Genomic DNA, 11,772 nt, shown 5'->3' on the forward strand with positions numbered 1-11,772 from the left:
GCGGCCGGCCTAGGGGAGGGGCTGAGGGGATGGGCGTCGAGCTGGTACGCGGGCAGAACCAACCGTTGACGCGGACCCGGCTGGAGATCCGGGTGCGGGCGGCCGTCCCGCTGCCCGCCGCGGTGATCGTGGACGGCACGGGCGAGCGGGACCCGGCCCGTCTGGCGTGGCCGGGCGGCCCCGCTCCGGCCGGCGTGATCCTCCCCGCGGGAGCCGACCGGCCGATCGTCGTCGACCTGGCCGCGGTGCCAGCCGGGACCCCGCGGTTGACGGTGCTGCTCGCACTGCCGCAGGGCCAGGACGCGCCGACGTCCTTCGGCCGGATCACGCCGCCGCCGCGCGTCGCGGTGTTCGACGTCGGCGGCGAGGAACTGGCCCGCTTCACGCTGCACGGCCTCGACGACGAGACGGCGGTGGCCGCGCTGGAGCTGTACCGCAGGCAGGGAGCCTGGCGGATCCGCGCCGTCGGCCAGGGCTACGCGGCGGGCCCGCGTCGCATGCTGGAGGAGTACGGCGTCCCGGACGCCGAGCGGGCGGCCGGGCGGCTACGGGCCGTGGGCGCCCCGGATCGCTCGCCCTCCGCCATACCCGCCCAGCGCAGCGGCCCGCCCACGCCTGCCGCACTCGGCGCCGAGGACCGGCCCGACCCGAGCCGGCCCGTCGCGGGGGACGCCGTCGGGTGGACGCTGGAGGAGCGGCTGTACAACCAGGTCGGCGGCATGTTCGAGGACCTGGCCCGGCGCATCGCCGCCTACCGCGGCGCCGTCGACTTCGCGCAGGCGCGGCTCGACGCCGAACTCGACGCCCTGCTGGCCGACCCCACCGGACGGACCGGCGCCGCCCACGAGGCGGCGCGCGAACGGGCCCAGGCACGTCGCGACGCGCTCACCGACCAGGCCCGCGCCGCGCTCGACCACGACCTGCGCGGACTGGCCGCCGAGTCCGAGGTGGTCGAGCCCGCGCTGCCCTGGGCCATGGCGGGCTGGGAGAGCCCCGTATGGCACGGCTACCGCGTCCCGTCGGTGGCGGACGCGACGCCGATGGCCGTCCGCATCGGCGACCTGCACCTGCCCGAGGTGCCGGAACTGCGCATCCCGATGCTGCTGCCGCTGCCCCTCGACGAGGGCCTGTGGATCGACACCGGCCAGGACTACGGCTCCGCGGCGGCGGCCGAGTCCGGCGTGTCACGCCGCCGGGCGGCCGAGATGGCGGCGGGGCTGGCGCTGCGGCTGCTGGCCGCACATCCGGTGGACGGGCTCACGGTCCACCTGGCGGCGGCCGGTGACCGGGACACGGTCACGGACGCGTTCGGCCCGCTCGGGGTGACCGGAGCGCTGCGGGAGTGGGGCGAGGCGGCCGGGCTGCTGGCGGCGATGACGCGGCGCGTGGACCTCGTGCAGATGGCGCTGCGGGCCGGGGCGCCGGACGCGCTGCCACCCGACCTGGGCCCCGGCCGCCATCTGCTGGTCATCACCGGTTTCCCGTACGGCGTGGACGACCGCGCGGTCAACCAGCTGCGCTACCTGCTGGACGAGGGGCCCGCCGCCGGGGTGCACGTGATGCTGCTGGCGGACCGCGCCGACGCCCGGGCGTTCGGGCCGGTGCTGGACCCGTTGTGGCGCTCGCTGCTGCGGCTCACCCCGCTGCCGGACGATCACCTGGCGGACCCGTGGGTCGGGCACGCCTGGACCTACGAGCCGCTGCTGGTGCCGGACGGCAGCCGGGTGCTGGAACACGTGGCAGCCGGGCTGGCGGCGGCGCGGCAGGCGTACGGCGAGGGGCGGACCGGGCGCTGACCTGCGGCTTTGAATATCGCTTTACCTTGACTTGGTGATTCCTGTACCGTCTTCGGCGTGGACGTTTCCCTCGCCCTCTGGGGTCTCACCATCGCGGGCCTGTGCGCCCTGATCGCGGTCGACTTCCTGGTCGGCGGCCGCAAGCCGCACGACGTCTCCCTCAAGGAAGCCGGGCTGTGGACGGCGGTGTGGGTCGTCCTGGCCGGACTCTTCGGGCTCGGTCTGCTCGTCTTCCGGGGTGGGCGACCCGCCGGCGAGTTCTTCGCGGGCTTCGTCACGGAGAAGGCGCTCAGCGTCGACAACCTCTTCGTCTTCGTCCTGATCATGGCGAAGTTCGCCGTGCCCCGCGTGCTCCAGCAGCGGGTGCTGCTCGTGGGCGTCCTGATCGCGCTGGTGCTGCGCGCGGTCTTCATCGCCGCGGGCGCCGCGTTGGTCGCCGAGTTCTCGTGGGTGTTCTACCTGTTCGGCGCCTTCCTGGTGTGGACCGCGTGGAAGCTCCTGCGGGAGGCGCGAGCGGACGGGGCTCCGGCGGCGGGGGAGGAGGCGGAGTTCGAGGAGAACCGGCTGCTCAAGGCCATCGAGCGGCGCATCCCTTCGACCGACAGGTTCCACGGCACCGCGCTGTTCGTGATCGACGGCGGCAAGCGGCTGGTGACACCGATGCTGATCGTCATGCTGGCGATCGGCGTGACGGACGTGCTCTTCGCGCTCGACTCGATACCGGCCATCTTCGGCCTCACCCAGGACCCGTACATCGTCTTCACCGCCAACGCCTTCGCGCTGATGGGACTGCGCCAGTTGTACTTCCTGCTCGGCGGCCTGCTCAACCGGCTCGTGCACCTGTCGTACGGGCTCTCGGTCATCCTCGGCTTCATCGGCGTCAAGCTCGTGCTGCACGCGCTGCACGAGTCCGGCGCCCATGTGCCCGAGATATCCGTGCCCGTCTCGCTGGGCGTCATCGGCGGCGTCCTGGCCGTCACCACGGCCACCAGCCTGATCGCCTCCGGGCGGCGGGCGGAGGCGGAGGGCACGGCTGCGCGGGACGACGTCGTCGCGGACATGGCGGCAGTGGAGGCCGGGATCGAGCCCGAGGGAGGGGCCGGGGCCGAGGCCGAGCCTGAGACCGCGGCGCGCGGCTGACCTCCTACCGCCCGCCACCACACGCCGCGCCACCGGCCCCGCCGCATCCGCCACGCCGAACCCCACCCCGCCACGCCGGACCCCACCCCGGCGCGCGGGCGCCCCCCGCGGGGCGTCTAACCTGGTTGCCGCAATCGAGCCGGTATCGCACCGGTCGGTACGGGGGCGTCCGATATGAGGGCAGGTGGGTGCCGGTGAGCGCCGTGGCGGCGACGTTGGCGGTGACGGAACTGCCGGAGCTGACGGGCTCCCGCTTCCTGACCTCGTGGGAACTCGACCCTGTCGCGCTCGCGTTCGTCGTGCTGCTCGGTGCGCTGTACGCGGCGGCCGTGCTGAGGCTGCGGCGGCGCGGGGAGAGCTGGCCGGTGGCGCGGACGGCGGCGTTCGCGGTGCTCGGCCTCGGCGTGATCGTCCTCGCGACGATGTCCGCGCTGATGGTCTACAGCCGGGTGCTGTTCTGGCCCGCCGCCGTGCAGAACATCATGCTGGACCTGCTCGCCCCGCTCGGCCTTGCGCTGGGCGACCCGGTGACGCTGGCCGGGCGCGCGCTGTCACCCTCCGGCGGGCGCAGGCTCGACGCCGTGATGCGCAGCTGGGTGGTGCGGCTGCTGACGTTCCCGTTCGTCAGCTCCGTGCTGGTCCTGGTCTCCGAGCTGTCGATCTACTTCACGTCCTATTTCCAGACCGCGCTGCGCCAGGACGGCGTACGGCAGCTGATGCACCTGCAACTGCTGCTCAGCGGGTGCCTGTTCGTGCTGCCGATGCTGACGAAGCAGGAGATGCTGCCGCGCTGGTGCACCCATCCGATCCGGGCGCTGCTGGTCTTCGTCGACGGGCTCTTCGACTCGCTGCCGGGCATCGTGGTGATGCTCAGCGGCACGCTGGTGGCAGGGAACTGGTACGCCGCCCACCCGCGCACCTGGGGTCCGACCCTCCAGCGCGACCAGCAGATCGGCGGCGGGCTGATGCTCACCATCGCCGAGCTGATCGGACTGCCGTTCCTGGGCGCGGTGTTCGTGGAGTGGTGGCGCGAGGAGCGTCGCAAGACCGTCGAACTGGACGCCCAACTCGACCGTGAGCTGGTCCCGGTCGCCGTGGCGGCGGCCTCCGGCGGGTCCGCGCCGTCGCCCGCGGAGCCCGCGCGGGACGTCCCGGTGGACGAGGCGAGCGACGCGACCGGCGCGGACGCGACCGGTGCGGAGGAGACGGCCGACGCCGCGCCGGCCGCTCCGCAGATGGTCCGGCCGTGGTGGGAGACCGAGAGCGGCGAGGTCGCGGAACGCGTCCGCCGCAACACCGGCCGCGGAGCGCGCCGCTAGGCTCCGACGGCCCGACCGTCGTCCGGCAGGAGGCCGCGCGTTGCTCACCCTCGATCTGCACCCGATCTTCCGCAACAACCGTGACATCGAACTCGCCCTGCGCCAGGCGATGTTCACCGCCGTGCGGACCCGCGAGACCGTCGTCGAGATCATCCCCGGCAAGGGCAGCGGGCAGTTGATGAAGCGGGTGATGGCCTTCCTGGGCCAGAAGCACATCAGGAAGATGTACGACCACCTGGAGACCGACCCCAGGAACACCGGGCGCGTCCTGGTCCACTTCGTGTACGGCGAGGGCCCCGCGGCGGGCGGCGGCCGTGGCTGACGACCCGACGCTGCCGTACGGGGAGGGGGCCGATGATGCCGAGCCGAGGGCAGAGGGCCGCCGCCGGGTCACCTGCCGGGTGTGCGGACGGCCGCTGCACGGCAGGCAGGCACGGTTGTGGGGCCTGGGCGACGACTGCCGCGCCAAGCTCGCGCAGCGCACGGCCCCGCGCCCGCCGGCCCACGAAGCCGACCAGGACCCGCTGCCGGGCCTGTGAGTAGGGCAAGGCGTGAGCGCCGTATCGCGCGGCGGGGCGGGCCCGTGAGAACGCGGGCCCGCCCCGGATGAGTCCTTTCCGCCGCGGTCGTGGGCGTCGAGGCGTCAGGACGCCTCGGCCTCCCTCGCGGTCGTCTGCCCGTCGATCCAGACCACCTCCGTCGCGCCGCCGTGGCTGTGCACCCACTCGGCGTCCGTCACCCCACCGGGCCAGAACACCACCGACGCGGGTTCCCGCACCCAGCGGATGGACGCCGAGCCGTCGGGCCAGGCGACTCCCCACGCCACCACGCCCGTTCCCGACGCTCCCGTGACGTCCAGGTGACGTTGCAGGTAGAAACGGCGCGGCTCCAGTTCCGGAAGTTCCGAAAGATCCGACACAAGGCACCCCTACTTCCCACCCGAGGCCTACCCATCTCACATACATGCTCCGTGCAGGGGTGGATGAACCGCGATGGACGGAATGTGTCTTCCGTTTGAAATGAGTCCCACGGCCCGGCGTTGGACAGCGCGGCGGGGCCGCCCGTCGCCGGTACGGCCCCGCCTCGCTCCCAACCGCCCCGCTCACCAGCCCCGTTCGCGCCACTCGGCCAGATGCGGGCGCTCCGCACCCAGCGTCGTGTCGTTCCCGTGCCCCGGGTAGACCCAGGTCTCGTCCGGGAGTTGGCCGAAGAGTTTCGCTTCGACGTCCCCGAGCAGACTGCGGAACGCCTCGGGGTCGTTGAAGGTGTTGCCCACTCCGCCCGGGAAGAGGCAGTCGCCCGTGAAGACGTGCGGGTGGCCGTGCGGGTCGTCGTAGACCAGGGCGATGCTGCCCGGGGTGTGGCCGACGAGGTGGCGGGCGGTCAGGGCGACCCGGCCCACCGTGACCGTGTCGCCGTCGTCCACCGGCACGTCCGTGGGCACCGGGATGCCCTCGGCGTCCAGGCGGCCCGCGTAGGTGCGGGCGCCGGTGGCGTCGACCACCTCGCGCAACGCGCCCCAGTGGTCGCCGTGCCGGTGCGTGGTGATCACCGACGCGATCCCGCTCTCCCCGATCGTGCCGAGCAGAGTGGCGGGCTCGGCCGCGGCGTCGATCAGCGCCTGCTCACCGGTCGCCCGGCACCGCAGCAGGTACGCGTTGTTGTCCATCGGGCCGACCGCGACCTTGGTGATCATCAGATCGGTGAGTTCGTGCACGTCCGGCGGGCCGCCGACCTTCACTGCTCCGGTGTACGACATGGCGTCACCCTAGCGGTGGCAGCACCGGCAGCGGCGCCTGCGGATCCGCTGTCAGGTCCTCGCCGCGACTGCGTCCGGTGACCCAGGCCAGCAGCGCGGGCGCCCGGCCGCTCACCGTCAGTTCGGGTTCGTCCGCGTTGCCGATGTCCCAGGTCTCGCCGGAGTCCGTGCAGCGCAGCCGGAGCGCCGGGATGCCCTCGCGGCCGGACAGGCCGTCCGCGAGGGCCGCCAGGTCCCGCGCGACGAAGCCGGCCGGCAGGTCGGCGCAGGTCCGGCCGACGTCCAGGTCGACCAGGTGCAGGTGCAGCTCCCGCAGCCGCATCATCGGGATCTGGGCCGCCGGGCGCACCCCGCCGTGCCGCGTACGTACCTGCGCCGCCCAGGCCTGCGGCGGCATGGCGTCCATCGCCTCCGCCAGCAGGTCGGCGCCCCGGCGCAGGTCGGCGAGCTGCTCGGGCAGCGGGCGGGACGCGCCGTCCTCGATGTCCTTGTCGCGGGCCTCCTCGCTGACGTACATCGCGCGCTCCTCGCCGGTGCGCGCCCAGGTCAGCAGGTTGACCAGCGCGTCGGAGTTGCGCGCCAGGTGGGTCAGGACGTGGCCGCGGGTCCAGCCCGGCAGCAGCGAGGGCCCGGTGACGGCGTCCGGGTCGAGCGCGGTCACCGCCTCGAACAGCACGGCGGTGGCGTCGCGCACCTCGGCCGCATCACTCACGGGATCGAGTCGTTGGACGGACAAGGAGGGCCTCCTGAGGGTCGTCTCGCTGTCGATCACCTCTGACGCTAGCGCGGCTCACTCGGTCGGGTGAACATGTCCGCCGCCGACAGGGAATCGAATACGCGTGCTATACGCTCGTAGAGAGACAGCACCAAAGACTCCGCAAGACAGACCAAGGCATTCGGCAAGAAGAGCGGAACGCGCCCCAGCTACGCTGAACGGGGGGTGCTTACCCCTTCGTTTCCACGAAAGGTACGGGACCGGCGTGGCCGATCGACTCACCGTCCGCGGCGCTCGCGAGCACAACCTCAAGAACGTCTCGCTGGACCTCCCCCGCGACTCGCTCATCGTCTTCACCGGACTGTCGGGGTCCGGCAAGTCGTCCCTCGCGTTCGACACCATCTTCGCCGAGGGGCAGCGCCGCTACGTCGAGTCCCTCTCCTCGTACGCCCGCCAGTTCCTCGGCCAGATGGACAAGCCGGACGTGGACTTCATCGAGGGACTGTCGCCCGCGGTCTCCATCGACCAGAAGTCCACCTCGCGCAACCCGCGCTCCACCGTCGGCACCATCACCGAGGTCTACGACTACCTGCGGCTGCTGTTCGCCCGCATCGGCAAGCCGCACTGCCCGGAGTGCGGCCGGCCCATCACCCGCCAGTCGCCGCAGGCCATCGTGGACCGCGTGCTGGAGCTGGAGGAGGGCAGCCGCTTCCAGGTGCTCTCCCCGCTGGTGCGCGAGCGCAAGGGCGAGTACGTCGACCTCTTCTCCGACCTGCAGACCAAGGGCTACAGCCGGGCCCGGGTGGACGGCGCGACCGTCCAGCTCACCGACCCGCCGAAGCTGAAGAAGCAGGAGAAGCACACCATCGAGGTGGTCGTGGACCGCCTGACCGTCAAGGACAGCGCCAAGCGGCGGCTGACCGACTCGGTCGAGACCGCGCTCGGCCTGTCCGGCGGCATGGTCATCCTGGACTTCGTCGACCTGCCGGAGGACGACCCGCAGCGAGAGCGGATGTTCTCCGAGCACCTGTACTGCCCGTACGACGACCTGTCCTTCGAGGAGCTGGAGCCGCGCTCCTTCTCGTTCAACTCGCCGTTCGGCGCCTGCCCGGACTGCACCGGCATCGGCACCCGCATGGAGGTCGACCCGGAGCTGATCGTCCCCGACGAGGAGAAGTCGCTCGACGAGGGCGCCATCGCCCCCTGGTCGCACGGCCACACCAGCGACTACTTCGGCCGCCTCGTCGGCGCGCTCGCCGACGAGCTGGGCTTCCGCACCGACATCCCCTGGGCCGGACTGCCGCAGCGCGCCAGGAAGGCGTTGCTGAACGGGCACAAGACGCAGATCCAGGTCAGCTACCGCAACCGCTACGGACGGCAGCGGTCGTACACCACGGCGTTCGAGGGCGCGATCCCGTTCGTCAAGCGGCGGCACTCCGAGGCGGAGACCGACTCCAGCCGCGAGCGCTTCGAGGGGTACATGCGGGAGGTGCCCTGCCCCACCTGCGAGGGCACCCGGCTGAAGCCCATCGTGCTGGCGGTCACCGTGGCCGGGAGGTCGATCGCCGAGGTCTCGGCCATGTCGATCAGCGACTGCGCCGAATTCCTGCGCACCCTCACCCTCACCGCCCGCGAGAAGACCATCGCCGAGCGGGTGCTGAAGGAGGTCAACGAGCGGCTGCGCTTCCTGGTCGACGTCGGCCTGGACTACCTCTCGCTCAACCGCGCCGCGGGCACCCTGTCCGGCGGCGAGGCGCAGCGCATCCGCCTGGCCACCCAGATCGGCTCAGGGCTGGTCGGCGTGCTCTACGTGCTGGACGAGCCGTCCATCGGCCTGCACCAGCGCGACAACCACCGCCTGATCGAGACCCTGGTGCGGCTGCGCGACCTGGGCAACACGCTGATCGTGGTGGAGCACGACGAGGACACCATCCGCACCGCCGACTGGGTCGTCGACATCGGCCCGGGCGCAGGCGAGCACGGCGGCAAGGTGGTGCACTCCGGCGCCCTGGGCAAGCTGCTGACCAACAAGGAGTCGCTGACCGGGCAGTACCTGTCCGGCAGGCGGGCCATCCCGATCCCGGACGCGCGCCGCCCGGTCGACCCCAAGCGCCGCCTGACGGTGCACGGCGCCCGCGAGCACAACCTGCGGGACATCTCCGTCTCCTTCCCGCTCGGCGTCTTCACCGCGGTCACCGGAGTCTCGGGCTCGGGCAAGTCCACGCTGGTCAACGACATCCTCTACACCCACCTGGCCCGCGAGCTGAACGGCGCCCGCGCGGTCCCCGGCCGCCACACCCGGGTGGACGGCGACGACCTGGTCGACAAGGTGGTGCATGTCGACCAGTCGCCGATCGGCCGCACGCCGCGGTCCAACCCGGCCACCTACACCGGCGTCTTCGACCACGTGCGCAGGCTCTTCGCGGAGACCATGGAGGCCAAGGTCCGCGGCTACCTGCCGGGACGCTTCTCGTTCAACGTCAAGGGCGGCCGCTGTGAGAACTGCTCCGGCGACGGCACGATCAAGATCGAGATGAACTTCCTGCCGGACGTCTACGTGCCCTGCGAGGTCTGCCACGGCGCCCGCTACAACCGGGAGACGCTGGAGGTCCACTACAAGGGCAAGTCCATCGCCGAGGTGCTGGACATGCCGATCGAGGAGGCGCTGGAGTTCTTCGAGGCGGTCCCGGCCATCGCCCGCCACCTGCGCACCCTCAACGACGTGGGCCTGGGCTATGTGCGGCTCGGGCAGAGCGCGCCGACCCTCTCCGGTGGCGAGGCGCAGCGCGTCAAGCTCGCCAGCGAACTGCAGAAGCGCTCCACCGGCCGGACCGTCTACGTGCTGGACGAGCCGACCACGGGTCTGCACTTCGAGGACATCAGCAAGCTGATCTCCGTGCTGTCGGGGCTGGTCGAGAAGGGGAACTCGGTCGTCGTCATCGAGCACAACCTCGACGTCATCAAGACCGCCGACTGGGTCGTCGACATGGGCCCCGAAGGCGGCAGCGGCGGCGGCCTGGTGGTCGCGGAGGGCACCCCGGAGGAGGTCGCGGCGGTCCCGGCCAGCCACACCGGCAAGTTCCTGCGCGAGATCCTCGGCGACCGGGTGAGCGACGCGGCGATCCCGGCGCAGAAGAGGGCCGTCGCCCGCACGTCCGCCGCCAAGCCCCCCGCCCGCAAGACGGCGGCCAAGTCGGCCGCGACCGCCGGCACGCCCGCGGCGAAGTCCGCCGCCAAGAAGTCCGCCAAGGCACCTGCGAAGAAGGCCGCGGCGACGCGGAAGCGGGCGAGCGGGAAGGGGTGAGCGCGGCGCGCCGGAGTGGGCCGGGGGCCGGCGGGGCTTCGGAATATTCGGGTCGTAAGGTACGGAGGCGGCGGTTCACCGTCGCGTTCGGCGCCTGCCGGTACGGCATGACGCCGCCACGCCGTACCTCGTCCCGAGCGGAGAACAGCGCCATGACCGACCAGCCCACCGCCCGCCGCACCGTGCTCCAAGGCGCCGCCGTCGTCGGGGTCGCCGGCGTCGGCCTGAGCGTGGCGGGTTGCGCCGCCAAGCCCAAGCAGCCGACCGGCCCGGTCGACCTCGGCGCGGCCGACGAGGTGCCGGTCGGCGGCGCGAAGCTGTACCGCGACCAGAAGGTGGTCGTGGCGCAGCCGACCAAGGGCGCGTACAAGGGCTTCAGCGCGGTCTGCACACACCAGGGCTGCGTCGTCGCCTCGATCCAGAACAACGTCGTCACCTGCCCCTGCCACGGCAGCCAGTTCAACGCCCTCACCGGCGCGGTGGAGCAGGGCCCGGCACCCACCCCGCTGCCCGCGGTCGGCGTCAAGGTCCAGAACGGCAAGCTGATCGCGGACTCCTGAGCGGCTGACCGGGTCGCGCGCGCCGCGAACGGCTGACCGGGTCGCGGGGGCGCGAGCGCCCGCTCAGGCCGCGCCCCCGGACCACACCCGCCCGGACCACCCACGCCGCCCTCCTGGACCACGTCCGCCCGGGCCTCGCCCGCCGCGACCGCCCGCCCGAACCACACACCTAGTCCCACTCCCAGGTGATTCCCAGCACCCCCGGTCGCACCTCGGGCTGCACCAGGTGGACCGTGCGGTGGCCGTTGAGCGTCAGTTCGGCGACGTCGCGGCGGGGGCCGTCGGGGGAGGAGCGGGTGAAGCGGCGGCAGCGTACCGGGAGCGCCTCCGCGTCGAAGCCGACCTGGAGCGCGTAACCGCCGCCGCCGAAGGTGAACCCGCGCACGTACTCGACGCTGGGCCCGCCGCTGCCGTCGTCCACCTCGTAGCCCAGCAGCGCGGTGTCGCCGCTGCGCAGCCGCCCGTCGAAGAGCAACTCGGTGACGACCACGCAGGAGTCCGGGTGGCGGCGCACGCGGCCCACCCGGCAGTTGTCGGTGGCGCGCACCCGTACCCGTTCGACATCGCCGCCGGGGTCGCCGAGGTGGATGGCCAGGTAGCGGTCCACGCCGTCGCGGTGGGCGCGGACCACGTGCTGGGAGCGGCGGTGGCTCAGCTCCCGGTGGGCGCCGATGCGCACGTACTCGTACTGCATGACGGTGTGCAGGCCGCCGTCGGGCGGTGCCTCCAGTTCGGCCAGCAGTGACTCGACGACGGCGGCGGCCTCCAGGACCGCGCGGTACGGGCGGGCCTGCGGCCGGGCGTCGGGGGTGCGCGGGCCCAGCAGCCGGGTCAGCGAGTGCGGCGGCAGGTCCAGGACCTCCTCCAGCGCGGTGACCGCTCGCAGTGACTCGGGCCGGTCGGGCCGGCGGACGCCGCGCTGCCAGTAGCTGAGGCTGGTCACGCCGACGTGGATCCCGCGCAGCTCCAGCCGGTGCCTGACCCGGTGCAGGGCCAGCCCCCGGGCGGCCAGCGCGGCCCGCAGCGCGAGCGGGAACGGGCCGGTGCGCAGCGCGTCGGCGAGGTGGGCCTCGGCGGAGGCGGCGCGGTCGGCGCCCTGCGTGCCCCGGGCGTCGCCGATCGTGCTCATCGTCGGTCTCCTTCCGGCACGGGCGCGGGTCGCGGCCACCGCGGCGTGAA

General features: G+C 72.8%; 11 protein-coding genes. 7 read left to right on the forward strand and 4 right to left on the reverse strand.

Annotation, left to right across the window (positions count from 1 at the left end; all coding sequences use genetic code 11):
• The first annotated feature begins 29 nt into the window (after window positions 1-29).
• From CK485_RS15350 to CK485_RS15370, 5 genes are all read left to right on the forward strand, one after another.
• A complete protein-coding gene (locus CK485_RS15350; protein WP_109450894.1) occupies window positions 30-1,796 on the forward strand; it encodes a TerD family protein in 1,767 nt (588 codons plus the stop codon).
• Window positions 1,797-1,853: 57 nt separating this feature from the next.
• A complete protein-coding gene (locus CK485_RS15355) occupies window positions 1,854-2,936 on the forward strand; it encodes a TerC family protein (RefSeq protein ID WP_109450897.1) in 1,083 nt (360 codons plus the stop codon).
• 194 nt (window positions 2,937-3,130) lie between these two features.
• Entirely contained in the window at window positions 3,131-4,255 is a 1,125-nt protein-coding gene (locus CK485_RS15360; protein WP_241968357.1) for a cytochrome c oxidase assembly protein, read from the forward strand.
• A gap of 40 nt (window positions 4,256-4,295) precedes the next feature.
• On the forward strand, window positions 4,296-4,577 hold the full coding sequence (locus CK485_RS15365) for a Smr/MutS family protein (RefSeq protein WP_109450901.1): 282 nt from the start codon (window positions 4,296-4,298) through the stop codon (window positions 4,575-4,577).
• A 10-nt stretch (window positions 4,578-4,587) separates the two neighbouring features.
• Entirely contained in the window at window positions 4,588-4,794 is a 207-nt protein-coding gene (locus CK485_RS15370; RefSeq protein WP_109453057.1) for a DUF6011 domain-containing protein, read from the forward strand.
• A 104-nt stretch (window positions 4,795-4,898) separates the two neighbouring features.
• Here CK485_RS15370 and CK485_RS15375 read toward each other — a convergent pair whose 3' ends face one another.
• The 3 genes from CK485_RS15375 to CK485_RS15385 all read right to left on the reverse strand — a co-directional run bounded on the left by CK485_RS15375 (window position 4,899) and on the right by CK485_RS15385 (window position 6,726).
• The gene (locus CK485_RS15375) at window positions 4,899-5,174 is read right to left on the reverse strand and encodes a hypothetical protein (RefSeq protein WP_241968358.1); all 276 of its coding nucleotides are present in this window, start codon (window positions 5,172-5,174) and stop codon (window positions 4,899-4,901) included.
• A gap of 183 nt (window positions 5,175-5,357) precedes the next feature.
• Complete coding sequence (locus CK485_RS15380; protein ID WP_109450905.1) at window positions 5,358-6,014, reverse strand: MBL fold metallo-hydrolase; 657 nt, start codon at window positions 6,012-6,014, stop codon at window positions 5,358-5,360.
• Between the two features lie 4 nt (window positions 6,015-6,018).
• Window positions 6,019-6,726, reverse strand: a complete 708-nt coding sequence (locus CK485_RS15385) for a maleylpyruvate isomerase family mycothiol-dependent enzyme (RefSeq protein WP_241968359.1) — start codon at window positions 6,724-6,726, stop codon at window positions 6,019-6,021.
• Between the two features lie 268 nt (window positions 6,727-6,994).
• On the opposite strand from CK485_RS15385, the gene uvrA reads away from it, so the two are divergent.
• Together uvrA and CK485_RS15395 are read left to right on the forward strand one after the other, a co-directional pair.
• A complete protein-coding gene (gene uvrA, locus CK485_RS15390) occupies window positions 6,995-10,033 on the forward strand; it encodes an excinuclease ABC subunit UvrA (RefSeq protein WP_109450910.1) in 3,039 nt (1,012 codons plus the stop codon).
• Window positions 10,034-10,185: 152 nt separating this feature from the next.
• Window positions 10,186-10,593, forward strand: coding sequence for a Rieske (2Fe-2S) protein (locus CK485_RS15395; protein ID WP_109450912.1), 408 nt, complete (start codon window positions 10,186-10,188; stop codon window positions 10,591-10,593).
• 169 nt (window positions 10,594-10,762) lie between these two features.
• On the opposite strand, the gene CK485_RS15400 is transcribed toward CK485_RS15395, so the two are convergent.
• Window positions 10,763-11,722 (reverse strand): hypothetical protein, encoded by a 960-nt coding sequence (locus CK485_RS15400; protein WP_109450914.1) that lies wholly within the window; start codon window positions 11,720-11,722, stop codon window positions 10,763-10,765.
• Between the last annotated feature and the right edge of the window lie 50 nt (window positions 11,723-11,772).

Source organism: Streptomyces sp. ICBB 8177, from assembly GCF_003144095.1.
GTDB lineage: Bacteria > Actinomycetota > Actinomycetes > Streptomycetales > Streptomycetaceae > Streptantibioticus_D.